This is a genomic window from Agromyces sp. SYSU T00194, assembly GCF_040496035.1.
Lineage (GTDB): Bacteria > Actinomycetota > Actinomycetes > Actinomycetales > Microbacteriaceae > Agromyces > Agromyces chitinivorans.
Genome location: NZ_JBEPJZ010000001.1, coordinates 1,140,251 through 1,166,023, shown reverse-complemented (window position 1 = coordinate 1,166,023; position 25,773 = coordinate 1,140,251). Strand labels below are relative to the sequence as shown.

Genomic DNA, 25,773 nt, shown 5'->3' with positions numbered 1-25,773 from the left:
CGGCAGTCCTTCCGGACTCGCCCTCCGCGACGCATCCGTCCTGAACCGGGACGCCTGACCGGGGTTCGTCGTCACCGACGTCGCGCCCACGGCGGAGCGACCCGTTCGGACCGCACCCACGCCGCCACCTCGGCGGTGCCTCGGCATGCCCGCACGCCCTCCCGGGTCCCGACGGACCCGGGAACGATGCGCCGCTTCCGCAGTCGGGTGCACCTCCACCCGCACCACCCGCACCACCACCATCACACCCAAGGAACGATCATGAATTCGCAGATCCTCATCGCACACCCTCCACGACGGAGCCTGCGCGCACAGGACGCCGCCGAGCGGGCGGCCCGGAGCATCGGCATCGCACTGCTGGCCTGGAGCCGGCGTCGTGCGCACCGGCGCCAGCCGGACCGCGCCGCGCAGCAGCTGGCGTTCCGCAACGCGCGCGAACGCGAGCAGCGCGAGCAGCGGGCGATCCTGGCCGCGATCAGTTCGAGGCCGTACCTGTGACGCCCGGGCGCCTCGCGCACCGGAACCCGGCGCACGCCTCATCCGCACACGACGGTCCTCCCCGACGGGAGGGCCGTCGTGGCGTACCCGGGGGGTCAGGTGCCGATCATGCCGGCCGGCGGTTCCGCCGAGTCGAGCCGGAGCCCGACGTCGACCAGGCTGACGCGGTGCAGTTCGGGCACCTCCTCGAGCGGGAACCAACGCGCCTCGTCGCTCGAGCCGTCGACCTCATTGGTGAGCGTGCCACCGGTCACCGTCGCCCGATAGACCACGCGCAGCGCGTACAGCGGAGCGGTCGCGCCCGCGTGACGACGGGACGCGTCGATCATGATGCGATCGACGCCCAGGAGCCGATCGATGCGGGCATGGAAGCCCGTCTCCTCGAAGATCTCGCGCACGGCCGCGTCATGCGGATGCTCGTCGCCCTCGATGCCGCCGCCGGGCAGCGTCCAGCCGCTGCGGCCGTGCTCGTTCCAGTGGGCGAGCAGGACCTGCCCGTCGCGGATGATGACGCCGTACGCCGCGATGCGGATGTCCATCTGCACAGGCTATCTCCTGCGTGATTGCCCGGGCCGACGGGATGCGACCGGAACTGGGTCGCGCACCGAGAACACGAGACCTCGGGTTCAGAAGCTCACCTACGCCTCGATGGGACTCACCCCGACGCGAAGGCCGCCGGGAAGAGCACGTCCGCGCTGCGTCCGTGGTGGTCACGGTGCCCGTACGCCGCGCGCAGCTTCATGAACAGGCGTTGACCGGTCGACCGCAGCTCGCATTCGTCGAGCCCGGGCACCCGTCCGCCCCGCACGACTACGCGCCCGGCGATGATGCTGAGCACCGTCTGACGCGCAGTTCCGGATGCGACGAGGGTGCGCAGCGGATCATCGATCGCGCCATCGCGAAGGTCATCGAGGGAGAACGCGACAAGATCGGCCGTTGCTCCGGCGGTGAGGCGGCCGAGGTCGTGGCGGCCGAGCACGTCGGCGGCGCCGAGCGTCGCGGCTCGCAGGTAGTCCGCGACGGGCGCCGCGTCTGCCCGCCCATCGATCAGCCTCGCGACGCTCGATCCGACGTCGATGCCCCGGATCAGGTCGGGCGGGAATGAGTCGGTACCAAGCGTCATCCGCACTCCCGCATCGACATAGCGGCCGAATGACCGCAGCGCAGTGCCGTATCGCAGCGATGTCAGCGGGCAGTGCACGACCGCGACGCCCGCCGTCGCCAGCCGTTCGAGGTCACCGACCGGCGAAGCCGACGCGGCGGCGGCACCCGCCCGGCGTGCCTCAATGACCAGTGGATGATCGTCGAGGTAGATCGCGTGCGGCACGAGGGTGCCGGCTCGGAGCAGACCAACACGTTCCAGAGTGTCCACGGGGGTGCCGCGGTCTGCCCGGTGCAGGTGCTCGATTTCCCGCAGGCTCTGGAGCATGTGGAGCCGCACCGGTACCCCGTGCTGCTCAGCGGCCGCCGCGGTGCGGCGCAGCAGGTCGTCTGTGACGGTCTCTATTCGGCACGGCAGTAGAGCGCCCTGCACGAGGTCGCTGCCATCCGTCATCCTCCGTGCGCGCGCCCAGTCGAGAAACCGCAGGGCATCGTCGAACCCGCGCTCACCGCGGGGTAGGTCCCAGTGCACGTCCGTGGTGCCGTCGGCGGCGACGGTGTTGACGCCGGCGCGGTAGCTCGGCCCCACGTACACACGCAGCCCGAGCGAGGCCGCCTCTTCGGCGAGCGCGACGGATTCGTCGAAGGTCTCGGCCCACGAGCTGTGGGTCTCGGCCGCGATCGGCATCGCGGTCGTGACACCGTGCAGCACCAGCTGGGTCAGCGCGTAGCGTCGCATCAGCCGCCGCTCGTCGGCGCTCAGCACATCGGCGGCGCCAGCCTTCGCGTACGCCGCCGACCACTCCTGGCCACTGGCAAGCTCGGGCGGCGCCCACGTGTCGAGCAGCGCGTGGTCGATGTCGCCGAGCGCGTCGAGATCGATCAGGCCCGGCATCACGACGGCGTCGCCGAGATCGATCTCGTCATCGACGGTCGCGACGCGACCGCTCGCCGTACCGGCTGCGCCCACCCGCTCGACCAGCGGCCCATCGATCACGACCTCGCCATTGCGATACCAGACGTGGTCGCCGGCCTCGGGATCGAATCCCAGCACATGGGCCGCTCGGATGCGGCGCCTCACGCCGCAACCCCGGCAGCGTTCGCGATGCGATCCGGGCGAGGCGAACACCACCCGGGACCGTCGAGCAGGGTGATCGGGTCGACGGTCATCCCGCAGGCGAGGTACGCGTGGAAACAGCTGAGTGAGGGCACGCGCGCAACGCTACAAATCCCAGGGCGGGTCGAGAAGGGCGGCGGCGAGTGTTTTGCGAGCTGGTGACGCACCCGCAACGCAAACGAAACAAATCGTTCGTAGGTTCGCCTCATGAACGAGTTCGTTCATGAGGCGAACCGCTGGAACAGTCCGACCATCGGCACCGTCCACGGCTCCGCTGCCTGCTCCACTCGTCCGTTCTTTGCTGGCTCCACCCCCATCCCGACAGCCCGTCGCCCCGTTGCGACGAGATTGGAAGCACCATGCTCCACAGCACCGACCGACTCACATCCGGGCGCCGCGACGCCCCACGGGCCGCACTCGCTGCCTCGGCGATCGTCGTCGCGCTCGGCCTCAGCGCATGCGCCGGTAACGCGACCGGCGGCGGAGGCGACATCGAGATCGGGCCCGGCCCAGGCAACTACGCCATGGACCTGGGCGGCTACACCGGCGTCGAACCGAGCGGCGACGACATGACGATCACGATCATGCGCCAGTCGTGGGACGATGCCTCGAACGCCGTCTTCGATGAAACCGTCGCCGAGTTCGAGGCCGCCTACCCGAACATCACCGTCTCGCAGCAGCTCGTGCCGTACGGTGACCTGTCGACGAACCTGCAGACCTACGTCGCCTCGGGAAACGTTCCCGACATCGTGATGGGCCGCAGCGACTTCGTCTCGTCCTACCTCTACGGCGACATCGCCGCTCCAGTCGGCGAGTACTTCACCGACGACTTCCTGGCCGACTTCACGCCGTCGATCATCGACAGCGTCACCCTCGATGGCGTCGCGTACGCGCTGCCGTGGGAGCACCAGCTGCAGCTGCTCGCCTACAACATCGACATGTTCGAAGAGGCCGGCGTACCGCTGCCCCCGCAGTCGACCGACCCGGAGGCCGGCTGGACGGTCGACCAGTGGTTCGACGCGTTCGCGCAACTGCGGGCCTGGATGGACTCGTCCGGCAATGGCGACCTCTACCCGCTCGCTCCTTCGGGCTTCGGCAACGGCGGTCCCGGCTCCAACTACGCCCAGCTCGAGAGCACCTGGATCCGCATGCAGGGCAGCCCCGACGCCGATCCCGATTCCGATGAGTACCGCTCGTTCGTGGGCGTGAGCGATGACGGCCTCTCGGTCGACGGCTACATCAACAATCCGCTCGCGGTCGAGGGCATGACGAGCTACCAGTCGCTGTTCACGAACAACTGGTCGCCGGTCGACTACGTGCCCGACATGTTCAAGGCGCAGACCGCGGCGGTCGACGTCGGCGGCATCTTCGCCGGCACCGACGAATTCGACTGGGGCCTCACGCCGCTGCCGCGCGACGAGTCGGTGGTGTCGTCGAACGCCTCCGACAGCTTCATCGTCTCGTCGACGAGTGAGCACCCGGCGGAGGCCGCCGCACTACTTGGAGCGCTCACCAGCACCGACACCAAGGTCGCCTGGCACACCGCGTGGGGCTCACTGCCCGCTCAGCAGTCGGTGATCGCGGGTCTTCCGGCCGAGACCACGGGCACCGAGCGCTACCAGATGGTGCAGAACATGGCCGCGGCCACCGTCGGTGCACCGCAGACCCCTGGGTGGTTCGAGTACTTCAACCAGATGAACACCACGGTGCGGGACATCGGGCTCGGCGCCGATCCGCAGACGGCCCTGGATGCGGCCGCCGTCTCGATCGACAACGCGCTCAGCCGGTACGCGCAGTGACGATCATCGACGAGATCAGCCGGGTCGGGGAGCGCGAGCTCCCCGACCCGGGGGCCGGGGCCCCGCGGCCGCCGCGTCGCTCGCGGCGCCGCGACCGGGAGCACCTCGTCGGACTTGCTATGGTCGCCCCCGTCGTGCTGGGGCTCGCGGTCTTCCAGCTGAGCCCGCTGGTGTGGGCGATGACCGAGAGCGTGCAGGCGTTCAACCCGATGACCCACCGCAGCATCGGCTTCGTCGGCGGCGACAACTTCGACCGCCTGTTCGCCGACCCGGTGTTCTGGCGGGCTCTCGGTAACACGCTGATCTACGGGGTCGGCATCACCGTGGTCGAGGTCGCCGCTGCGCTCGGTATCGCACTGCTGATGCACCGGGTCGTGCCGGGCACCCGCTTCGCCCGTTCCGCAGTGATCGCCGCACTCGCCGCCGCCGAATCGGTGATGGCGCTGCTCTGGTTCACCATCTACAACCGTGACACCGGCCTCGCCAACTCGCTCATCGAAGCGATCGGTTTCGACGGCGTACCATGGCTCACGAGCGAGCAGTTCGCGATCCCGTCGATCATGATCATGTCGATCTGGAAGGACGTCGGCCTGCCGACGCTCATCTTCCTCGCCGGTCTCCAGTCACTCGACGAAGACCTCTACGGCGCCTCCTCGCTCGACGGGGCGAACGCTTGGCAGCAGTTCGTACATGTCACGCTGCCGTTGCTCAGCCGCAGCACGATCGTCGCCGTCTTCATGGTCACGATCGGGGCCACGCGCATCTTCACACCGATCCTGCTGATGACCTCGGGTGGCCCGAATGCCTCCTCCACCAACCTCATCTACTACGCCTACGACCAAGGATTTCGCTACCTCGACTACGGGGTGGGCTCCGCGGCGACCGTCTGCATGATGGTGCTGCTGGCCGCGGTGACTTTGCTGCAAGGTGTCGTACTCAAGGAGCAGCGATGACAACCTCGAACCCAGCCACCGCCACGGCCTCGCCCGCCGTCGCGACCACGCTCCGGCGACCACGGCACCGCATCCCGCGTGCGGTCGTGGCCCGCAGCATCGCGCTCGTGCTCGTGGGTCTCGTCTTCGCGGTGCCGCTGGCCTGGATGGTGCTCGCGTCGCTCAAGTCGACGATGGACATCATCACCGAGACCGTGCCGCTGACCTGGCGCACCTTCGTTCCGGCGAACCCGACGGTTGAGAACTTCATCAGCCTGTTCGGCACATACGGTTTCGGACGCAATCTGCTCAACTCGCTCGCGATCGCGGTGATGCAGGTCGTCGGTGCGATCCTCGCCGCGACGATCGCCGGCTACGGGTTCGCGCGCCTGCGCTTCCCGGGCCGCAACGTGCTGTTCCTGCTGGTGCTGGCCGCCGCCTTCGTGCCGATGGAGGCGATCCTGCTTCCCGAGTACCGGCTCACGATCGCGCTCGGGCTCGGCAACACCTGGATCGGCGTGTTCCTGCCGTTCATGTTCAGCCCGTTCGCGGTGTTCCTCATGCGGCAGGCGTTCGCCGAGCTGCCCGACGAGATGTTCGAGGCAGCGAAGCTCGACGGTGCGGGGCACCTCACCTCCTTCCTGCGCGTCGCGGTGCCGAACGTCGGGCCGGCGTTCGTCACAGTCGTGCTCGTGCAGTTCATCTGGGCCTGGAATGCCTACATCTGGCCCCTGCTCGTCATCCAGGATCCGGCAATGCAGACGGCGCAAGTCGCGGCCGCGATGTTCCAGTCCGTGCCCAACAACCCGATGACCGGTGAGATGTTCGCCGCTGCGACCTCGGTCACCGTGCCGCTGGTCGTGCTCGCGATCGTGCTGCAGCGCTACTACGTGCGCGGCCTCGTCATGAGCGGCAACAAGTAGCCGATTCTCTCGTCCGTCGTGTGGCCGCGACGCGGCGCACCGAGTCCTGACCAGAACAAGAAGGAGCCCCCGATGTCCATCCTCATCCCCCAGTCGACCGAGCCGCAGCCCCAACTCGGACCGCAGCTTCCACCCCCGGTGGCCCTCGGACGCATCCCGGAGCGCCTCGACGCGATCCGCTCGGCGATCGCCGCGACCGGCTCGGTCGCCCTCGTCGTCGCCGCGACCGGCACGGGCGAGTCGGGAAGCATCCTGCGGTACCTGCTCGGCTGGATGCCGGCCAACTCCGACGCATTCCTCGTACTGCCCGTCGAGGGCACGCCGGTCGTCGTGTCGGCCGACCGCAACCGTTCCCGCGCGTTCCGCACTCGGTTGGGTGATCTGATTCGAGTGCACAAGGCGGTCGAACCGTTCGGAGCGCTGCGCTCCGAGCTCGGTGTGCTGCCCACGGGCTCACGTGTGACGGTGATGGGCCGCGCCGACCTGACCGTGGCGCGCTCCGCCGCATTCACTGCCGCACTCGAGGGATTCGACGTGATCGACGACGAGTCGCCTGTGGTCGAGCTGCGCGCCCAGCGGTTCGCGATCGACCCCGACGCGCATGCGAAGGCCACGCGCATCGCCGACGCAATCGTGGCCCACCTCATGTCGATTGCCGGCGCGACTGGCATGAGCGGGCCCGAGCTCATGGTCGAGGCCGAGCACCTCGGCCGTCGGCTTGGCGCCGACAGTGCGAGCGTCTGGCTCGCGATCGGCGACCGCCCCGCCGAGACCTACTTCGACCTCTTCGAGCTTCTGGATGAGGTGCCGCGCACCGCACGCGTGCAGATGGGCGCGACCGTGATGGCCGATCAGGTCTTCGGCCAGGTACTGCGCATCGGCGTGTTCGGCGAGCCCGATCCCGAGCTGGTCGCGATGGGCGACGAGCTGGTCGCGCTTCAAGATGCGGCGCTCGCCGCCATGAAACCGGGTACCCGGATCACCGCCATCGGTGACGTGCTCGAAGCCGGCATAGACCGCCTGACGCCGATCGCGCGGCTCGACGATCCATTCCGTTTCCAGTCACATCACGCGATGGGCGCGAGCTATAGCGAGCCCTGGTCGGCTCCGTTCACCGACGCGGAACGCGACCGGGCGAACGACGGCGCGGCGCCCGTGATGGTACCGGGCCAGGTATTCGAGATCCACCCGAACTTCACCCATCCGGTACTCGGGCACGTGTGCGCGGGTGACGTCGCCCTGGTGACCGACGACGGTGCCCGCTGGCTGTCGACGACCCCTCGCGGAATTCTGCGCCTCCCCTGAACGGCCGACTGGCTCACCGACAACACCACACCAAGCATCCCGCTAGTCCCGATGGAGGGAACCACTATGAGAATCGGCATCGACGGCCGCAAGATCCCCCGCGCGGCGGAGTACGGCCCCCTGCGCACCCTCGACCATGCGGTCGAGCTCGGCATGGACGGCGTGTTCTTCCGCACCATCCTCGACACGACGCCCAACCTCGACCCGGGCGTGCTCAGCGAAGTGCGGACGCACGCCGACGAACTCGGTCTCTACCTCGAGGCGGGGCTCGGGAAGGTGAACCCCTACGCGACCCCGGAAGCACCCGAGCTGCGTCGACTCGGTGACGGCGACATCGTGCTCGGATTCCGCCGCATGATCGAGGCCGCCGCGTCGATCGACGTGACTGAACTCTGGATCTCGACCGCCAACGCGAAGCCCTACCCGGGGCGGTTCGCGACCGACCGGTTCCGGACAGACGCGTCGTGGGTCGATCAGCTCGAGGCCACGCGCAAGTTCTTGGCGAAGCTCGGTCCGATCGCCCGGGATCACGGCGTGCACCTCAACCTCGAAACGCACGAGGAGATCACGACGTTCGAGGTGCTGCGTCTGATCGAGGCTACGGGCGACGACGTCGTCGGCGTCGTCTTCGACACGGCGAACGTGCTGATGCGTGGCGAGCACCCGGTTCGCGCCGCGGAGCGCATTGCGCCATTCGTGCGGCAGACACACTTCAAGGACGCCTACGTCGAGCTGGTGCACGGCGGTGCACTCCACGAATCACGTGCCTGCGGTGAGGGGCTCATCGACTACAACGCGATCCTCGCACTGCTGAAGCCGCACCGACCCGACCTGAACATCACGTTCGAGAACGATCAGCCGCGTTCCGAAGCGCAGAGGCTGTACGGTCTCGCGGCCGGCACTGTTGAGCCGCACCTGATCCAGCTGTTCGACGCCGACTGGCTGGCCGGCCACCCCGACCTCACGCGCGACGAGTACGCCGAGTACATCGCACTCGTTCGCGACTACACCGAGCGCATCGCCTCGGGCGAGATCGAAGGCTGGCGCGAGCGCCGTGCTCGCCCGTTCGAGTACGACGAGTCGGTGCAGTGGATCCGCACCGCGACCGCCCACATCGAGGACGCTTTCGAGCGCGTTGGAATAGAGCGGTCCGAGCATGTGCCCGCGTGACACTCCGGTCGAGACCCGGAAGACTCCGAACGTGATGCGCTCGTTCTCGGGAGTCCCCCGCGACCAGCGGGGCGTCTTCGTCAAAGAGCTCAGCGACTCGGTCGATGACGGCATCGACCGTGCAGCAGAGCTCGGCCTCGGGGGAGCGCACCTGAACTCGCCCCTGGAGGTCGACCCTGCCCTCGATCCGGGCGCGCTCGCCGCGTTCGCTGATCGGGCCGCTGCGCTCGGGCTGCGGCTCGGGGTCGGCGTCGGCTCACTCAACCCCTTTCGCCCCGACCGGTCGCCTGAGGCATTCACTGCGGGGCGTGGCGACCTCGACCGAGGGTTCTTCGCACTTGTCGCAGCGTCGGTCTCGCTCGGCTGCCATACCCCGATGGTCGTCGTCGGTCGCGAGGAGGACCGCTTCGCCTCCCCGACGCCATGGACCGATCAGCTCGCCGCCGTGGGAGCGCTGCTCACACGGCTCGCTCCTGCTCTGCGCGAGCTCGGTGCCCGCGTGCTCATCAAGACCCATCAGGAGCTGACCACGTTCGAGGCGGCACGGCTCGTCGAGTCCGTCGGGTCCGACGTGACGGGCGTCGCCTTCGACCCGACCAACTCGATCGTGCGCATGGAGCACCCGGTGACCGCCGCATCCCGCCTCGCCGGTCTCATCGGCCAGGTGCATGTAGACGACGCACGCCTGGTCGCATGGGGCGACGGTCTTGGCCGCGCGCTCGTGCCGATCGGCGGCGGCGATGTCGACTGGACCGCCGTCGTCGCGGCGGTCGCGTCGACCGATCCGACGGCGATGTGGTGGGGCGAGATCCACCGCGCCGAGCTGACGATGCCGTTCCGGCAGGCCGGCTGGATGACGGCCCATCCAGACGCACCGCTCAACGAGATCGCAACCTGGTTGGGCACCGCCGCCGGGCAGTCCGAGCCGACTCCTGCGACGCTCCTGGGCGACCTTCCGGCGCGAATCGACGCGGTGACGGCTGCATTAGGGTGGGACTGAATTCGTGCCATGAGCGTCGACTCTGCGGCGCCGCGAGAGGATCCGATGACCGACCCGTTGGAGTTTCGGCCGAACGAGCCGATCTACGCTCGGCTCGACCGTATCTACAAGGACCTCCCGCCCCGCGCCCAGCGCGCCGCCGACGTCGTGCTCGAGCACCTCGGCGAGGTGGGCACCTACAGCGTCGCCGAGCTCGCGCGACTGAGCGCGACGTCGACCGCCACTGTCAGCCGCCTGTTCAACTCAGTGGGGTTCGAGGACTTCGCGGCGGTGAAGGCGCACGTGCGGACCCTGCGACGCGAGGGCATCCCGATCTCCCCCGCGAGCGCCCTCGACGACGATGGCGCCGACAAGCTGCGTCGCGAGATGGACAACCTGCATGCGGCCTTCCGCGCGGGCGCTGACGGGACCGTCGACAGCGTGGCTGACGCGATCGTCGCGGCCGGCACTGTGATCGTGATGGGCTTTCGCAACAGCTTCCCCATCGCGATGCACCTGCGCGAGTCATTGATGCAGGCCCGCACCGGCGTGCTGCTCGTGCCGCAGCAAGGTCAGTCGATGGGTGAGGAGCTCGCCCAGATCGACAACGGGGACGTAGTCGTCGTCATCGGCTTCCGTCGGCGTCTGTCGCAGTTCGACGACCTGATGCGTCACCTTGCCTCGACGGGAGGCACGATCATCCTGATCGCCGATGCCACCGCACGCCGCCACGCGGTGCACGCGGATATCTGGATCGACCTGCCGATCGACGCACCCGGCGCCTTCGACTCCTACGCTTCGGCGATGGCCTTCTCGGCGTTGCTCTCCGACGCGGTGCTTCGCCGCTGCGGCCAGGCCGGCCAGCGCAACGTCGCGCGCATCGCGAGCGCGTACGAATCCCTCAACGAGCTCGACGGTGAAGACCTCGGCTACCGCCGCTCCCGGTACGGGAACTGAGCGATCCACTGACCTACCAGGATGCGATCTGGAACACCGGATATCACGCGTTCCGGTGCGACACTTGAGTGGAGCCTAGGAGAATCGAGCTCCTGACATCCTGCTTGCAGAGCAGGCGCTCTACCAACTGAGCCAAGACCCCCCGGCGGCGGGTGAGCGCGGCACCCGGTGTGCAATTGTGGAGTGGGGCTACGAGGACTTGAACCTCGGACCTCTTCGTTATCAGCGAAGCGCCTCACGTGGGATTCCCGGGTGATGAGGTATGTTCACGACTGTCGTGGCCGACAGCTGTCTCGCGTCGTTCGGTACGCACGTTGCCGCAGCTGGTGAACCGTCACAGCTCGAGCGCAGAGAGGCCGATCACCATGAGCAACCTCCGGTCCGGGGACGCCCCGATGAACCGACGCACCGTCACCACGGCCATGGCCTGGTCGGTCCCTGCCATCGCGATCGCCGCCGCCGTCCCGGCGGTCGCGGCCAGCAGCAGCCCATCGGCCATCACCTTCGGCGCACTCGCCTGCAGGCTGCCGGGCAACGCGAACGCCGCATACCGGGGTCACGTCTTCCTGTTGAGCGTGGTGAACGCCTCGAACGTGCCCGTCATCGTCAACATCACCCAGGCGACGCTGAACGGCGAGAACCTCGGCTCGGTCCGCGCGGTCAACCTTCCGAGCTGCGTCGGTTCCAACAACCCGTTCGGTGTCGCCGCGAACACCACCTACCCGCGGGTCGCGCTCCTCACGCAGAACGCCGTCAGCAACCCGAGTGCGACGCTCGCGCTGACCTACACGATCGACGGCGGCGTCAGCTTCGAGACGTTGTTGGCACCGGCGGACGCGTCGGCGCCGCTGCAGGACGGTGCCTTCCCGGCGGCGGAGACCCAGTGCATGCTGACCCAGGGCACCACCACCCCCTGGCAGTCCAGCACGGCCTATGCGGTGAACAACGTCGTCGCGATCGGCGGGGTGTGGCTGTCCGCGAACAACGCCGGCACGTCGAGCGGGAGCCAGCCGGCGGCCCCGGGTGCGGGAAACACCGTCGTCGACAACGACATCACGTGGAGGCAGCTGTACTGATTCGCCCGGCGGTGCCGGTGCAGGTGAACTGTGGAGCCTAGGAGAATCGAACTCCTGACATCCTGCTTGCAAAGCAGGCGCTCTACCAACTGAGCTAAGGCCCCCGGCGGCGCCGCGTGAGCGCGGCACCCGGTGTGCAATTGTGGAGTGGGGCTACGAGGACTTGAACCTCGGACCTCTTCGTTATCAGCGAAGCGCTCTAACCGCCTGAGCTATAGCCCCGAAATTGGCCGAGTGACAGACTACCCGACCGGAGTCCGATTCACGAATCGAGTCAGTTGTTCGTGAATCCGACGAGGATGCCGCCCGTCACCTTGACGCTGAGGTTGTACAGCACCGCGATGATCGCGCCGAGCGCGGTCGTCACGACGAGGTTCAGCAGCGACACGATGATGGCGAAGCCCATGATGTTCCCGAGCGACAGGAAGGCGGTCAGGTCGCCGGCGGTGCCGGCGATGTCCTGCACGAGGTCGTTCACCATTGTGAAGATGTCGGTCGAGTTGAGCACCGTCCAGACGAGGAACGTGGCGACGATGTTGATCACCGCGATGCAGACCGCGACCAGGAACGACAGCTTCAGCGCCGACCAGAAGTCGATGTAGACCAGCCGCAGGCGCACCTGCTTGGCCGGGGTACGACGCGAGGACTTCCTCGCGAGCTTGTCCGCGACGCTACTCATCTGCTGCCTCTCCCTTGTCCGGCGAACCCTCGACGCCCTCCCCCTCGTGCTCGGTGAGGTTCCGCTCGGTGTTCCGTGCGATCGCGATGATGCGATCCTCGTCCGCGAACTTCGCGAACACGACGCCCATCGTGTCCCGACCCTTGGCCGGGACCTCCGCGACGTCAGAGCGTACCACCTTGCCGCTGGCAAGGACCACAAGGACCTCGTCGCCCTCGCCGACGATGAGCGACCCGACGAGGTCGCCCCGGTCGCCGTTCAACTTCGCGACCTTGATGCCGAGTCCGCCGCGTCCCTGGATGCGGTACTCCTCGACGGCGGTGCGCTTGGCCCAGCCGCCCTCGGTCGCCACGAACACGTACGTGTCGGTGGGCGAGCGCCGGCCCTTCGCGGCATCCGACCCGTCGACCTCCTCGGCCACGAGTCCCTCGGTGTGGGGCACGACGGATGCCTCGAGCAGCTCGTCGCCCTCGCGGAAGGCGATGCCCTTCACGCCCGATGTCGACCGGCCCATCGGGCGCAGCGCCTCGTCGGTCGCGGCGAATCGCAGCGACATGCCCTTGCGGGAGACCAGCAGCAGCTCGTCGCCCTCGTCGACCAGCATCGCCGAGACGAGTTCGTCGTCGTCGCGCAGGTTGATCGCGATGATGCCGCGCGAGCGGTTCGTGTCGTACTGCGTGAGCTCGGTCTTCTTGACCAGGCCGTCGCGGGTCGCGAGCACCAGGTACTTCGCAACCTCGTAGTCGCGGATGTCCAGGATCTCGGCGATCTGCTCGTCGGGCTGCATCTCGAGCAGGTTCGCAACGTGCTGGCCCTTCGCGTCGCGGCCGGCTTCGAGGATCTCGTACGTCTTGGCGCGGTAGACGCGGCCCATGTTCGTGAAGAACAGGAGCCAGTGATGGGTCGTGGTGACGAAGAAGTGCTCGACCACGTCATCGGCGCGCAACTGTGCGCCCTTCACGCCCTTGCCGCCGCGGTGCTGCGAACGGTAGTTGTCGCTGCGCGTGCGCTTGACGTACCCGCCGCGGGTGACCGTGACGACCATCTCCTCCTCGGGGATCAGGTCCTCCACGCTCATGTCGCCGTCGAAGCCCGGCATGATGTGCGTGCGTCGCTCGTCGCCGTACTTGTCGACGATCGCCGCGAGCTCCTCGCTCACGATCGACCGCTGGCGCGCCTCGTCGGCGAGGATCGCACGGTACTCGGCGATCTCGCGCTCGAGCTCCTCGAGGCGGTCGATGATCTTCTGGCGCTCGAGGGCGGCCAGGCGGCGCAGCTGCATCGTGAGGATCGCGTCGGCCTGGAGTTGGTCGACGTCGAGCAGCTCCATCAGGCCCGTGCGCGCCTGGTCGACGTCGGGCGAGCGGCGGATCAGCGCGATGACCTCGTCGAGCATGTCGAGGGCCTTCACGTACCCGCGCTGGATGTGCGCGTCGGCCTCCGCCTTCGCGAGGCGGAACTGCGTGCGGCGCACGATCACGTCGATCTGGTGATCGACCCAGTGGGCGATGAAGCCGTCGATCGAGAGGGTGCGCGGCACGCCGTCGACGATCGCGAGCATGTTCGCGCCGAAGTTCTCCTGCAGCTGGGTGTGCTTGTAGAGGTTGTTCAGCACGACCTTCGCGACCGCGTCGCGCTTCAGCACGATGACCAGGCGCTGTCCGGTGCGCCCGGAGGTCTCGTCGCGGATGTCGGCGATGCCGCCGATCTTGCCTTCCTTGACGAGGTCGGCGATCTTGATCGCCAGGTTGTCGGGGTTGACCTGGTACGGCAGCTCGGTGACGACGAGGCAGGTGCGGCCCTGGAGCTCCTCGACCGAGACGACCGCGCGCATCGTGATCGATCCGCGCCCGGTGCGGTACGCGTCGTGGATGCCCTTCACGCCGAGGATCTGCGCGCCGGTGGGGAAGTCGGGCCCCTTGATGCGGTGGATCAGGGCTTCCTGGAGCTCCTCACGACTGGCGTCGGGGTGCTCCAGGTACCACTGCGCGCCCGAGGCGACCTCGCGGAGGTTGTGCGGCGGGATGTTGGTGGCCATGCCGACCGCGATGCCGACGGATCCGTTGACGAGCAGGTTCGGGAACCGGCTCGGCAGGATCGACGGCTCCTGGGTGTGCCCGTCGTAGTTGTCCTGGAAGTCGACGGTGTCCTCGTCGATGTCGCGCACCATCTCGAGCGCGATCGGATGCATCTTGGTCTCGGTGTACCGCGGGGCGGCCGCGCCGTCGTTGCCGGGCGAGCCGAAGTTTCCCTGGCCGAGCGCGAGCGGGTAGCGCATCGACCACGGCTGCACGAGGCGGACGAGCGCGTCGTAGATCGCCGTGTCGCCGTGCGGGTGGAACTGTCCCATGACGTCGCCGACGACGCGCGAGCACTTCGAGAACGCCTTGTCGGGACGGTACCCGCCGTCGTACATCGCGTAGATGACGCGGCGGTGCACGGGCTTCAGCCCGTCGCGCACCTCGGGCAGCGCGCGCCCGACGATCACGCTCATCGCGTAGTCGAGGTACGAGCGCTGCATCTCGAGCTGCAGGTCGACCTGGTCGATGCGGCCGTGCGGGTCGTGTCCCGCGTTCTCCTCGGGAGTGGTGACGTCTGCCATATGTGTCGTTCAGTCCTCGTCGTCGCGCTCGATCAGATGTCGAGGAAGCGCACGTCCTTCGCGTTCTTCTGGATGAAGCTGCGGCGGGACTCGACGTCCTCGCCCATCAGCGTGGAGAAGATCTCGTCGGCCGCAGCGGCGTCGTCCATGGTGACCTGGAGGAGCGTGCGCGACTCCGGGTTCATGGTCGTGTCCCACAGCTCCTGGTGGTTCATCTCGCCGAGGCCCTTGTAGCGCTGGATGCCGTTCTCCTTCGGGATCCGCTTCCCCTTCGCCGTGCCGTCGGCGAGCAGCGCATCGCGCTCGCGGTCGGAGTAGACGTACTCGTGGTCGGAGTTGGTCCACTTGAGCCGGTACAGCGGGGGCTGCGCGAGGTACACGTAGCCGAGGTCGATGAGCGGGCGCATGTAGCGGAACAGCAGGGTCAGCAGCAGCGTCGTGATGTGCTGGCCATCCACGTCGGCATCGGCCATCAGCACGATCTTGTGGTACCTGACCTTCTCGGGGTCGAAGTCCTCCCCGATGCCGGCGCCGAACGCCGTGATCATGGCCTGCACCTCGTTGTTCGCGAGCGCGCGATCGAGCCGGGCCTTCTCGACGTTCAGGATCTTGCCGCGGAGGGGCAGGATCGCCTGCGTCTCGGGATTGCGGCCCTGTACCGCCGAGCCGCCGGCGGAGTCGCCCTCGACGATGAAGATCTCCGAGACCGTGGCGTCCTTGGACGAGCAGTCCTTGAGCTTGCCGGGCATGCCGCCCGACTCGAGGAGGCCCTTGCGGCGCGTGGCCTCGCGCGCCTTCCGCGCGGCCATGCGAGCGGATGCCGCCTGGATCGCCTTCCGGATCACGTCGCGCGCCTGGTTGGGGTTGCGATCGAACCAGTCGCCGAGCTGCTCGGCGGTCACGCGCTGCACGAACGACTTCGCCTCGGTGTTGCCGAGCTTGGTCTTCGTCTGGCCCTCGAACTGCGGTTCGGACAGCTTCACCGAGATGACGGCGGTGAGCCCCTCGCGCACGTCCTCGCCCGAGAGGTTGTCGTCCTTGTCCTTGAGGATGCCCTTCTCACGGGCGTACCGGTTGACGAGCGTGGTCAGCGCCGCGCGGAAGCCCTCCTCGTGGGTGCCGCCCTCGTGCGTGTTGATGGTGTTCGCGTAGGTGTGCACCGACTCGTTGTACGCGGTGGTCCACTGCATCGCGACCTCGAGCGCGATGTGGCGCTCGGTGTCCTCCGACTCGAACGAGATGATCTCGTCGTGCACCAGGTCGGACTTCTTGGCGTGGTTGAGGTACTCCACGTAGTCGACGAGCCCGCGCTCGTAGAGGAAGGAGTCGGTGCGTGCCGGTTCGGCGACGTCGTCGGCCTCCTCCTGCGTGACCTGCTGGTCGGCGCGGAGGTCGGTGAGCGAGATGCGCAGCCCCTTGTTCAGGAACGCCATCTGCTGGAATCGCGTGCGGAGCGTCTCGTAGTCGAACTCGACGGTCTCGAAGATCTCGTCGCTCGGCCAGAACGTGATGGTGGTGCCGGTCTGGTCGCTCGCGGCGCCCTGCGCAAGCGGGGCATCCGGCACACCGGTCGTGTACGACTGGGTCCAGACCGAGCCCTGGCGCCGCACCTCGACGTCGAGCCGGCTCGAGAGCGCGTTGACGACCGACGAGCCGACGCCGTGCAGTCCGCCCGACACCGCGTACCCGCCGCCGCCGAACTTGCCGCCCGCGTGCAGCACGGTCAGCACGACCTCGACCGTGGAACGACCCTCGGTCTTGTGCAGGTCGACGGGGATGCCGCGTCCGTTGTCGACGACGCGCACGCCGCCGTCCTCGAGGATGGTCACCTCGATGGCGTCGCAGTACCCCGCCAGCGCCTCGTCGACGGAGTTGTCGACGATCTCGTAGACCAGGTGGTGGAGTCCCCGCGGACCGGTCGACCCGATGTACATGCCGGGACGCTTCCGAACCGCTTCGAGGCCCTCGAGAACCTGGATCGCGTCTGCGCCGTACTCCGGCAGTTGCTGGGCCTTCTTCGGTTCGGCTGTCATATGTGAATGGGGCTCCTGACCGTCGTCCTGGCGACGCTCCAGCCTATCAATCTTCGGCGAGGCACGAGGCGCGACGTGCCCTTCTGCGGGCCTTTCCACAGGAGGTTGACCGAATTTGCCGTGTCAACCGTAGGTATCGCGTGGACCCCGGCCTGGAACCGATCTGGGCCCCTTTTTCCAGGATGGGGCGTCCGGCCCCTGAAAGCGGATGCTCTCGACACCCGCCTGCGGGTACCGGTCGACGATACGCGCGGCGATGGTCGTGCGCATCATGCGGAGCTGTGTCGCCCAGGCCGTCGAATCGCACCGCACGGTGAGCACGCCGTGCTCGAGTCCGACCGGCTCGGAGTGCCTCGCGGTCTCCTCCCCGGCGACCTCGGCCCACGACGAGAGGAGCTCCTGCTGGGCCAGCGGCGAGCTCCAGCCGAGCTCGGTCGTGAGCGCGTCGAGCGTGTCGCCGAGTGCCCGGGGCTCGCGCCCGGCGCCGAACGGGGCGCTCGCACCACGCGGTTCGTCGGCACGGCGGCGACGCCGCGACGGCGGCACTCCGCCGAACACCTCGCGGAAGTGCTGGTACACGCGGACGGCTTCGCTCGTCGCATCCGCCGGAGCACCGGCCGGCACCTCAGGCATCGTGCACCTCCGCGTTCGCATCGTCCGTGACACCATCATCCTCCGCCGCACCACCGACGACCGCCCCGCGCTCGATCCGCACGATCCGGCCGGCGAGCGCGTCGGGCACGTCCTCGATGACCGCTGCCGTGACGAGCACCTGCTCGAAGCCCGCGATCGCGGCGGCCAGTCGCTCGCGGCGGCCGCGATCGAGCTCGGCGAACACGTCGTCGAGGATCAGCACCGGGTCCCCCGTCGCCGAATCCCTCCGGAGCAGCTCCGCAGACGCGAGCTTCAGGCCGAGTGCGAACGACCACGACTCTCCGTGCGAGGCGTACCCCTTGGCGGGCAGACCGTTCAGTTCGAGCAGGACATCGTCACGGTGCGGCCCGGCGAGGGTGATGCCCCGTTCGAGCTCCTTCGCGCGCAGCTGCGCGAGGGTCGCGCGGAACCGCGATGCGGTGTCGGATGCCTCCGGAGCGGGCGGGTCGGCCGCGCCGGCGCCACTCGTGCGCAGGAGGTCCGCTTCCTCGTCGGCACCGTCGATCGACAGGCGCGGCTCGAGGCGCGGCGCGTGGTCGTCGTCGACGATGGCCCGATAGGCATCCCGCAGCGGCTCGCCGAGTTCGGCGACCAGCTCCACGCGACGGTCGATGAGTTCGGTGCCCAGCTCGACCAGTCGCTCGTCCCAGATCTCGAGGGTCGGGAGCTGGGCCTGCTTCAGCCCGCTGGAGCGCGCCGACTTGAGCAGGGAGTTGCGCTGCCGGAGGACGCGGTCGTAGTCGGCGATGACGCCGGCGATCCGGGGCATGCGCTGCACCAGGAGGTCGTCGAGGAAGCGGCGACGCACACCCGGATCGCCGCGGACGATCGCGAGGTCCTCCGGGGCGAACAGCACCGAGTGCGTGTACCGCGGGAGCTCCCGGGTGCGCACGCCGTTGCGGTTGACCTGCGCCCGGTTGGCGCTGCCGCGGTTCAGCTGCACCTCGACGAGGACCTCGCGGCCCGCGTGCGCGAGCAGCGCGCGCACGATCGCCGAGTCCGCACCGGCGCGGATGAGCGCCTGGTCCGTGGCGACCCGATGCGAGCCGAGCGTGGACAGGTAGCCGATCGCCTCGACCAGGTTGGTCTTGCCGTGCCCGTTGCGCCCCGCGAACACGGTGGCGCCCGGCTCGAGCTCGAGCTCGGCGCGCGCGTAGTTGCGGAAATCCGTGAGGGACAGGCGGGTCACGTGCATGGGGTGGTGCGCTACTCCCCTGCCGGCTTCACGGTGTGCCCGCCGAACTGGTTGCGCAGCGACGCGACGGCGCGCATCGCCGGCGAGTCCTCCTGGCGGGAGACGAAGCGTGCGAAGATCGCCGCGCTGATGGTGGGCACCGGTACCGCCTGGTCGATGGCCTCGTCCACGGTCCAGCGGCCCTCGCCCGAGTCCTCCACGTAGCCCTTGATGTCGTCGAGTTCGGGGTCCTGGCGGAGCGCACGCACCAGGAGCTCGAGCAGCCAGGAGCGCACCACCGTGCCGCGCTGCCAGCCCGCGAAGACCGCCTCGACGTCGGTCACGAGATCCGAGCGCTTCGCGAGGAGCTCGTACCCCTCGGCATAGGCCTGCATCAGCGCGTACTCGACCCCGTTGTGCACCATCTTCGCGTAGTGGCCGGCCGCCACCGGTCCGACGTGGGAGAAGCCCTCCTCCCGCGGACCCTCCGGACGCAGCGCGTCGAAGACGGGCATCGCACGCGCCACGTCGTCGTCGGCGCCGCCGACCATGAGCCCGTAGCCGTACCGGTCGCCCCACACGCCGCCGGAGACGCCGGCGTCGACGAACCGGACGCCCTCGGAGGCGAGCGCATCGGCGTAGCGCAGGTCGTCGGTGTACCGGGAGTTGCCGCCGTTGATCACGAGGTCGCCGGCGTCGAGCCGGTCGGCGAGGTCGGCCATGACCCCGTCGGTGACGTGCCCCGACGGCACCATCACCCAGATCACCCTGGGCGCCGGCACCGCCTCGACGAGGTCCTGGAGGCTCGCCACGTCGCTGACGTCGGGGTTCGTGTCGAAGCCCGTGACCTCCAGGCCGTGCTCGCGCAGCCGGGCGCGCATGTTCGCGCCCATCCGGCCCAGGCCGATGATTCCGATGTGCATGTTCGCTCCTGATACCTGGTCGCGCCGCCGCGACCCCCTCCCGGCCCGCGCGGGGCTCGGGATCAGCGCAGCAGCAGGTTCGGCTGCAGGAGGTAGCGGTAGCTGTCGGAGCCCGCCTGTTCACGGGACGTCTGGCTCGTGATGAGCACGGGCCCGGGCTTGTTCGGGTTGTCGGTCTTGGTGAACGCGATGCGCACGAACTCCGAGTGCACCGCGCCCAGTCCGTCGAGGAGGAACTGGGGCTTGAGCGAGACGACCGTCGGGTCGCCCGTCAGCACCGCGTCGATCGTCTCCGATGCCTGCGCCTGCTCGCTGCCGATCGCCTCGAGGGTGAGTCCGTCCTCGCCGAACGTGTACCGCAGCGCGGCCTCCCGCTCGAGCACGAGCGCCACGCGGCGGGTGGCCTCGATGAGGTCGGCGGTGTTCATGACCGCGTAGTTCTGGACGTCGTCGGGGAACAGGCGACGGACGGGAGGGAAGTTGCCCTTGATCAGCAGGGACGTCACGGTCTTCTTGTCGGCCGTGAAGGCGATGAGCTCGCGGTCGTCGCGGCTGGTGATGGACACGGAGATGTTGCCCGAGTGCCCGAAGGTCTTGCCGACCTCCTGCAGGGTGCGCGCGGGGACCAGGGCGGTGAGCGTGTCTCCGCCGCTGGCGACCGAACCTCCGTCCCACTCCACCTGGCGGACGGCCACGCGGTAGCGGTCGGTGGCGACGAGGCCGAGGCTGGTCTCGGCGACCTCGAGCTGCACGCCGGTGATGACGGGGGTGACGTCGTCGCGCGACGCGGCGACGGCGACTTGGGCGACCGCCGCGGCGAACTCCTCGGCGGGAACGAGGCCGGACTGCTCGCCGACCTCGGGGATGCTGGGGTACTCCTCGACCGGCATCGACAGCAGCGTGAAGCTGGCGGAGCCGCAGCTGACGGTGATGCGCCCCTCATCGGTGACGAAGCGCACGGGTGCGTTGGGCAGGCGGCTGGCGATCTCGGCGAGCAGTCGTCCGGAGACCAAGACCGTGCCGGCCTCCTCGACGTCGGCGGCGATCTCCGTCTTGGACGAGACCTCGTAGTCGAACGAGGAGAGCACGAGCCCGTCCTCGCCGGCCTCGATGAGCACGCCGCTGAGGATGGGGAGCGTCGTGCGCTGCGGCAACAGCTTCACGGCGAACGAGACGGCCTCGCTGAAGACGTCTCTGTTGACCTGGAACTTCACGCGCTCTCCCGTCGGTGGTCGTATCGCTGGTGGCTCCAATGCTAGTGGGACAGCCGTCGAGGGCGAGTGAACCGAACCCGCACGCGCTCGATCGGCCGGTCTGTGCAGTGAAGGTTGTCGGAAGTGGGATGGAGAAGAAGAGTTCTTAACAGCGTTAACCGGTGTGGAAACTGTGGATAACCATGTGGGAGCCTCGGGATTCCGCGGAACTACATTCGTGTGATTTGTGAGTGGCGTGTGCGAGGCGCGTGATTCCGGGGGTGGCGCTCGATCGCGGCATCCGCTCGCATTCCACAGGCGCGTCGACGCCGTCCACAGTCGCACTGCGTGTCATCCGCAGGTTTCCACAGGTTATCCACATGTGCACAGCGTGCAGGGCACCGTGCGCGGGCGGCGCTGACGGTGCCCTGCGACCCCGTGCGGGCATGGCGGATCACCGGCGACCCGGGGGCGCCGGCGAGGGGAGGCCGGAATCAGCGGTAGCGGCTGTTCTGCTTGATGCGCGCGGTGAGCTCGGTCACCTGGTTGTAGATCGAACGACGCTCCTTCATGAGCTCGCTGATCTTCTTGTTGGCGTACATGACCGTCGTGTGGTCGCGGTTGCCGAAGAGCTGCCCGATCTTGGGCAACGAGAGGTTGGTGAGTTCGCGGCAGAGGTACATCGCGATCTGGCGGGCCGTCGCGACCGCCTGCGAGCGGCTCGACCCGTAGAGGTCGTCGACGGTGAGCTTGAAGTAGTCCGCGGTGTTCGTGATGATGTCGACCGGCGCGATGACGTTGTCCTCGTCGTCGGTGATGAGGTCCTTCAGCACGGTCTGCACGAGCGGCAGGTCCACGGGCGTGCGGTTGAGGCTCGCGAAGGCCGTCACGCGGATGAGCGTGCCCTCGAGCTCGCGGATGTTGCTCGACACCTTGGACGCCATGTACTCGAGGATCTCGTCGGGGACCTGCAGACGCTCGGACTGGGCCTTCTTGCGCAGGATGGCGATGCGGGTCTCGAGGTCGGGCGCCTGCACGTCGGTGATGAGGCCCCATTCGAAGCGGCTCCGCATGCGGTCCTCGAAGCCGGTGAGGTGCTTCGGCGGGACGTCGCTCGTGATCACGACCTGCTTGTTGTGGTCGTGGAGCGTGTTGAACGTGTGGAAGAACGCCTCCTGCGTCTCCGCCTTGCCCTGCAGGAACTGGATGTCGTCGATCAGGAGGATGTCGATGTTGCGGTAGCGCTGCTGGAACAACGACCCGCGGTTGTTCGCGATCGAGTTGATGAAGTCGTTCGTGAACTCCTCGCTCGAGACGTAGCGCACGCGGATACCCGGGTACAGGCTGAGCGCGTAGTGCCCGATGGCATGGAGGAGGTGGGTCTTGCCCAGGCCGGACTCGCCGTACACGAACAGCGGGTTGTACGCCTTCGCCGGCGCCTCGGCGACCGCGACCGCTGCCGCGTGCGCGAATCGGTTCGACTGTCCGATGACGAAGTTGTCGAAGCTGTACTTCGGGTTGAGGCGCGCGTCGCGAGGGCGTTCGCTGGTCGTGTCGAAGACCGACTGCGGTGCGGCGGGGAGCTCGACGACGTTGCCGTCGGAGCCGGACTGCCCGACGACGGCCTGGTGGCCGTCGACGGGCACGCGATGCGCGCCGGCCAACACGGGCTGCGGCGTGATGGGCGTGTCCTGCTCGAGCTCGGGGTTCACCACCACGTAGAAGGACGTGACGGGCGACGGCGTCTCGATCGCGCCCATGGCGGTGAGGAGGGAGACCCGCATCCTCTGGTTGAGCATGCTCGCGGTGAAGTCGTTGGGCACCTCGAGGTAGAACGTGCCCGCGGCGATGCCCTTCGGCTCGACCAGGTTCAGGAAGCCCTGCAGCATCGGCGTGATGGCCTCGTCCGCAGCGAGTCGGTCCATGACCGTGGCCCATACGTCGGCAATGGGCTGTTCGGTCATAATTCCCCGCAATCGGTCGGTGGCCTCGGGCGTCGTTCGTCGATCCCCGGTCGACATGCTGAACGAAGCGAGGTGGACAACTCACAGTCTCATCCACAGCCTGTGGGCAGATCCGACCGGATTCCCATGGTCATGCGCCGGAGGCTGGGGATAACTGGTTGTTTACGGTACCCAATCGCACCCGGTGCGACAAATGCGATTTCCCCCGCCGCGGACGCCCTCGGCGTGTCGTTCCATGCCGTAACCTGAGTGATCGGCGATAATCGACGGTTCGCAGTGCGTTCTGGTTTGACCAGCCGCGCGCGAGGCCGTAGTTTTAATCAGTTGACCGCGAGGCCCTGCCAGGGCCGCCACAGCTTTCCCGGTCGCCCCTCCGGGCGGCGACTGCGGAGTCGAACCCTTCAATCGGAGCACAGAATGAGCAAGCGTACGTTCCAGCCCAACAACCGCCGCCGCGCCAAGGTGCACGGCTTCCGCCTGCGCATGCGCACCCGCGCGGGCCGTTCGATCATCTCGGCCCGTCGCCGCAAGGGTCGCACCGAACTGTCCGCGTAACCACCGGTGCTCGCTTCCGCGCATCGCATCACGAGCGCCGATGACTATCGGTTCGTGGTGCGTCGCGGTGCGAAGTCCGTCGGTGCGCACACCGTGAGCTACGTGCGTCGCACACCGGCTGACGCCCAGCCGCGCTTCGGATTCATCGTGTCGAAGAAGGTCGGCACCGCCGTACGGCGGAACCTGGTCCGGCGCCGCCTCAAGGCGGCCAGCCGCGAACTCGTGGACTCGGGGGTACGAGGAATGGATGTCGTGATCCGCGCCCTTCCCTCCGCCGCCGATGCCGACTGGCCGGCACTGCGTGGCGACGTCGCCGCTGCCGTGCAATCGGCCGGGAGGCGATGATGCGCGCGTTCCTGACGGCGCTCCTGCTCCTCCCCCGCAACTTCCTCGTCCTGCTGCTGCGCATCTATCGCGCGGTGATCTCGCCCCTCTACGGCGACGTCTGCAGGTACTACCCGTCGTGTTCCGCCTACTCGCTCGGTGCGGTGCAGGAACACGGTGCGGTCGTGGGCACTGCGCTCACGGTCCGCCGTCTCGCACGCTGTCACCCCTGGGCGGAGGGCGGCATCGACGACGTGCCGCACTCGCGCCGGCAGCGCTACCGCACCACCCGTTTCGGTTTCGTCGTCGCAGCCCCCGGAAAGGACTGATCCACCCCCATGGACATCATCGGCACCATACTCTGGCCCATCAAGTGGGCCATCGAGCTCATCCTCGTCGGGTTCCACAGCCTGTTCACGTTCTTCGGCATGGACGCGGATGCGGGACTCACCTGGGTGCTCTCGATCGTCGGCCTCGTGGTCGTCGTGCGTGCCGCGCTCATCCCGGTCTTCGTCCGCCAGATCAAGAACCAGCGCCGCATGCTCGAGGTGGCGCCGCAGCTGAAGAAGATCCAGGACAAGTACAAGGGCAAGAAGGACCAGTACTCGCGCGAGGCGATGTCGCGCGAGACCATGGAGCTCTACAAGCGGACGGGTACGAATCCGCTGTCGTCGTGCCTCCCGCTCCTGCTCCAGATGCCGATCTTCTTCGGCCTGTTCTCGGTGCTCAACGACGCGGCGCGCAATGACGCCGCAGGTGTCGGGCTGCTCAACCAGGACCTCGCCGACTCGCTGAACCAGGCGGAGCTGTTCGGCGCTCCACTGAGCTCGACCTTCATCGAGGCCGTCAACGCGGGTGGCCCGTGGCAGACGATGGTCATCGCCGTCGTCATGATCGTGCTCATGACCGCGTCGCAGTTCATCACGCAGCTGCAGATCGTCTCGAAGAACATGTCGCCGGAGACCAAGGCGAGCCCGATGTTCCGCCAGCAGCGGATCCTGCTCTACCTGCTCCCCCTCGTGTTCGCCTTCTCGGGCGTCGCGTTCCCCATCGGCGTGATGTTCTACTGGCTCACCTCGAACTTCTGGACGATGGGCCAGCAGTTCCTCGTGATCCGCAACATGCCCACGCCGGGCAGTGAGGCGGCGAAGGCACGCGAGGCGCGCCTGGCGAAGCGCGGCAAGCTCCCGGCACCGGGTGCCGAGGCCACGGAGACCCCCGAGGTGGAGGCACCGAAGCCGACCCAGCGCCAGCAGCCGATCAGCAAGTCGCGTGCGAAGAAGAAGCCCGGAAACCGGAAGTAGGACCATGACGGACGTACAGGACGAGCGGCCGGCCGCCGCGGAGGCATTCACCGACGAGGGCGACATCGCGGCCGACTACATCGAGGAACTTCTCGACATCTGCGACCTCGACGGCGACATCGACATCGACGTGACCGATCAGCGAGCGATGATCTCGGTCACGGCCAGTGAGGGCTCGAACCTCTCGGTGCTCTCCAAGCCGGATGTCGTCGCGGCCCTCCAGGAGTTGGCACGCCTCGCGGTGCAGTCGAAGACCGGCGGGTTCTCGCGCCTGATCCTCGACATCGGCGGGTCCCGCGACCAGCGGAAGTCCGAGTTGTCGGAACTCGTGAACCGTGCGGTCGAGCGCATCGAGGGCGGCGCCGGCGATGCTGCGCTGCCGCCGATGTCCTCCTACGAGCGCAAGCTCGTGCACGATCTGGTCGCGGAGCGCGGCTTCCACTCGGAGTCGAGCGGTGAGGGCAAGGACCGCCACACCGTGATCACGCGCGCCTGACGTTTCACGTGAAAC

24 protein-coding genes and 3 tRNA genes are annotated in these 25,773 nt (G+C 68.1%); 14 read left to right on the top strand and 13 right to left on the bottom strand.

Annotated features, from left to right (window positions below):
• Window positions 1–261: 261 nt before the first annotated feature.
• Window positions 262–498, top strand: a complete 237-nt coding sequence (locus tag ABZK10_RS05440; RefSeq protein WP_353808163.1) for a hypothetical protein — start codon at window positions 262–264, stop codon at window positions 496–498.
• A gap of 95 nt (window positions 499–593) precedes the next feature.
• Here ABZK10_RS05440 and ABZK10_RS05435 read toward each other — a convergent pair whose 3' ends face one another.
• Both ABZK10_RS05435 and ABZK10_RS05430 read right to left on the bottom strand, forming a co-directional pair.
• On the bottom strand, window positions 594–1,037 hold the full coding sequence (locus ABZK10_RS05435) for an NUDIX hydrolase (protein WP_353808162.1): 444 nt from the start codon (window positions 1,035–1,037) through the stop codon (window positions 594–596).
• A 116-nt stretch (window positions 1,038–1,153) separates the two neighbouring features.
• Window positions 1,154–2,680, bottom strand: coding sequence for a chlorohydrolase family protein (locus tag ABZK10_RS05430; protein WP_353808161.1), 1,527 nt, complete (start codon window positions 2,678–2,680; stop codon window positions 1,154–1,156).
• Between the two features lie 395 nt (window positions 2,681–3,075).
• Between ABZK10_RS05430 and ABZK10_RS05425 the strand changes: the two genes are divergently transcribed.
• The 7 genes from ABZK10_RS05425 (at window position 3,076) to ABZK10_RS05395 (ending at window position 10,781) form a co-directional block, all read left to right on the top strand.
• Complete coding sequence (locus ABZK10_RS05425) at window positions 3,076–4,515, top strand: extracellular solute-binding protein (protein ID WP_353808160.1); 1,440 nt, start codon at window positions 3,076–3,078, stop codon at window positions 4,513–4,515.
• Window positions 4,512–5,468, top strand: a complete 957-nt coding sequence (locus ABZK10_RS05420) for a carbohydrate ABC transporter permease (RefSeq protein WP_353808159.1) — start codon at window positions 4,512–4,514, stop codon at window positions 5,466–5,468. Before ABZK10_RS05425 ends, ABZK10_RS05420 begins: the two co-directional genes overlap by 4 nt.
• Window positions 5,465–6,370: a carbohydrate ABC transporter permease gene (locus tag ABZK10_RS05415; protein ID WP_353808158.1), complete on the top strand. Its 906-nt coding sequence runs from the start codon at window positions 5,465–5,467 to the stop codon at window positions 6,368–6,370. Before ABZK10_RS05420 ends, ABZK10_RS05415 begins: the two co-directional genes overlap by 4 nt.
• Window positions 6,371–6,643: 273 nt before the next feature.
• Window positions 6,644–7,675 (top strand): M24 family metallopeptidase, encoded by a 1,032-nt coding sequence (locus tag ABZK10_RS05410; protein WP_353808157.1) that lies wholly within the window; start codon window positions 6,644–6,646, stop codon window positions 7,673–7,675.
• A 66-nt stretch (window positions 7,676–7,741) separates the two neighbouring features.
• On the top strand, window positions 7,742–8,845 hold the full coding sequence (locus ABZK10_RS05405; RefSeq protein ID WP_353808156.1) for a sugar phosphate isomerase/epimerase family protein: 1,104 nt from the start codon (window positions 7,742–7,744) through the stop codon (window positions 8,843–8,845).
• A 34-nt stretch (window positions 8,846–8,879) separates the two neighbouring features.
• Window positions 8,880–9,845, top strand: coding sequence for a sugar phosphate isomerase/epimerase family protein (locus ABZK10_RS05400; RefSeq protein WP_353809613.1), 966 nt, complete (start codon window positions 8,880–8,882; stop codon window positions 9,843–9,845).
• A 45-nt stretch (window positions 9,846–9,890) separates the two neighbouring features.
• On the top strand, window positions 9,891–10,781 hold the full coding sequence (locus ABZK10_RS05395) for a MurR/RpiR family transcriptional regulator (RefSeq protein ID WP_353808155.1): 891 nt from the start codon (window positions 9,891–9,893) through the stop codon (window positions 10,779–10,781).
• Window positions 10,782–10,850: 69 nt separating this feature from the next.
• Here the strand turns inward: ABZK10_RS05395 and ABZK10_RS05390 are convergent.
• Window positions 10,851–10,923: transfer RNA gene (locus tag ABZK10_RS05390), tRNA-Ala, on the bottom strand.
• A 253-nt stretch (window positions 10,924–11,176) separates the two neighbouring features.
• Here ABZK10_RS05390 and ABZK10_RS05385 point away from each other — a divergent pair.
• The gene (locus ABZK10_RS05385) at window positions 11,177–11,857 is read left to right on the top strand and encodes a hypothetical protein (RefSeq protein ID WP_353808154.1); all 681 of its coding nucleotides are present in this window, start codon (window positions 11,177–11,179) and stop codon (window positions 11,855–11,857) included.
• Window positions 11,858–11,888: 31 nt separating this feature from the next.
• Here the strand turns inward: ABZK10_RS05385 and ABZK10_RS05380 are convergent.
• The 10 genes from ABZK10_RS05380 to dnaA all read right to left on the bottom strand — a co-directional run bounded on the left by ABZK10_RS05380 (window position 11,889) and on the right by dnaA (window position 23,004).
• Window positions 11,889–11,961: transfer RNA gene (locus ABZK10_RS05380), tRNA-Ala, on the bottom strand.
• A 44-nt stretch (window positions 11,962–12,005) separates the two neighbouring features.
• Window positions 12,006–12,079, bottom strand: a tRNA-Ile gene (locus tag ABZK10_RS05375).
• 52 nt (window positions 12,080–12,131) lie between these two features.
• Complete coding sequence (locus ABZK10_RS05370; RefSeq protein WP_353808153.1) at window positions 12,132–12,536, bottom strand: DUF3566 domain-containing protein; 405 nt, start codon at window positions 12,534–12,536, stop codon at window positions 12,132–12,134.
• The gene (gene gyrA / locus ABZK10_RS05365) at window positions 12,529–15,138 is read right to left on the bottom strand and encodes a DNA gyrase subunit A (RefSeq protein WP_353808152.1); all 2,610 of its coding nucleotides are present in this window, start codon (window positions 15,136–15,138) and stop codon (window positions 12,529–12,531) included. Before gyrA ends, ABZK10_RS05370 begins: the two co-directional genes overlap by 8 nt.
• A 32-nt stretch (window positions 15,139–15,170) precedes the next feature.
• Window positions 15,171–17,171 carry a DNA topoisomerase (ATP-hydrolyzing) subunit B gene (gene gyrB, locus ABZK10_RS05360; RefSeq protein WP_353808151.1) on the bottom strand — a complete coding sequence of 667 codons (2,001 nt, stop codon included), beginning with the start codon at window positions 17,169–17,171 and terminating at the stop codon, window positions 15,171–15,173.
• 123 nt (window positions 17,172–17,294) lie between these two features.
• Window positions 17,295–17,804, bottom strand: coding sequence for a DciA family protein (locus tag ABZK10_RS05355; RefSeq protein ID WP_353808150.1), 510 nt, complete (start codon window positions 17,802–17,804; stop codon window positions 17,295–17,297).
• On the bottom strand, window positions 17,797–19,020 hold the full coding sequence (gene recF, locus ABZK10_RS05350; protein ID WP_353808149.1) for a DNA replication/repair protein RecF: 1,224 nt from the start codon (window positions 19,018–19,020) through the stop codon (window positions 17,797–17,799). Before recF ends, ABZK10_RS05355 begins: the two co-directional genes overlap by 8 nt.
• 11 nt (window positions 19,021–19,031) lie before the next feature.
• Window positions 19,032–19,985, bottom strand: a complete 954-nt coding sequence (gnd, locus tag ABZK10_RS05345) for a phosphogluconate dehydrogenase (NAD(+)-dependent, decarboxylating) (protein WP_353809612.1) — start codon at window positions 19,983–19,985, stop codon at window positions 19,032–19,034.
• Window positions 19,985–21,136 carry a DNA polymerase III subunit beta gene (dnaN, locus tag ABZK10_RS05340; RefSeq protein ID WP_353808148.1) on the bottom strand — a complete coding sequence of 384 codons (1,152 nt, stop codon included), beginning with the start codon at window positions 21,134–21,136 and terminating at the stop codon, window positions 19,985–19,987. Before dnaN ends, gnd begins: the two co-directional genes overlap by 1 nt.
• A 473-nt stretch (window positions 21,137–21,609) precedes the next feature.
• Window positions 21,610–23,004 (bottom strand): chromosomal replication initiator protein DnaA, encoded by a 1,395-nt coding sequence (gene dnaA, locus ABZK10_RS05335; protein WP_436408524.1) that lies wholly within the window; start codon window positions 23,002–23,004, stop codon window positions 21,610–21,612.
• Between the two features lie 492 nt (window positions 23,005–23,496).
• Here dnaA and rpmH point away from each other — a divergent pair, with 492 nt between their 5' ends.
• The 5 genes from rpmH to ABZK10_RS05310 are packed head-to-tail and all read left to right on the top strand — an operon-like array spanning window position 23,497 to window position 25,758.
• Window positions 23,497–23,634, top strand: a complete 138-nt coding sequence (gene rpmH / locus ABZK10_RS05330; RefSeq protein WP_281883616.1) for a 50S ribosomal protein L34 — start codon at window positions 23,497–23,499, stop codon at window positions 23,632–23,634.
• A gap of 6 nt (window positions 23,635–23,640) precedes the next feature.
• Window positions 23,641–23,979 (top strand): ribonuclease P protein component, encoded by a 339-nt coding sequence (rnpA, locus tag ABZK10_RS05325; RefSeq protein ID WP_353808146.1) that lies wholly within the window; start codon window positions 23,641–23,643, stop codon window positions 23,977–23,979.
• Window positions 23,979–24,287, top strand: a complete 309-nt coding sequence (yidD, locus tag ABZK10_RS05320; protein ID WP_353808145.1) for a membrane protein insertion efficiency factor YidD — start codon at window positions 23,979–23,981, stop codon at window positions 24,285–24,287. Before rnpA ends, yidD begins: the two co-directional genes overlap by 1 nt.
• A 9-nt stretch (window positions 24,288–24,296) precedes the next feature.
• Complete coding sequence (gene yidC, locus ABZK10_RS05315) at window positions 24,297–25,262, top strand: membrane protein insertase YidC (RefSeq protein ID WP_353808144.1); 966 nt, start codon at window positions 24,297–24,299, stop codon at window positions 25,260–25,262.
• Between the two features lie 4 nt (window positions 25,263–25,266).
• A complete protein-coding gene (locus ABZK10_RS05310) occupies window positions 25,267–25,758 on the top strand; it encodes a Jag family protein (protein WP_353808143.1) in 492 nt (163 codons plus the stop codon).
• The last annotated feature ends 15 nt before the right edge of the window (window positions 25,759–25,773 follow it).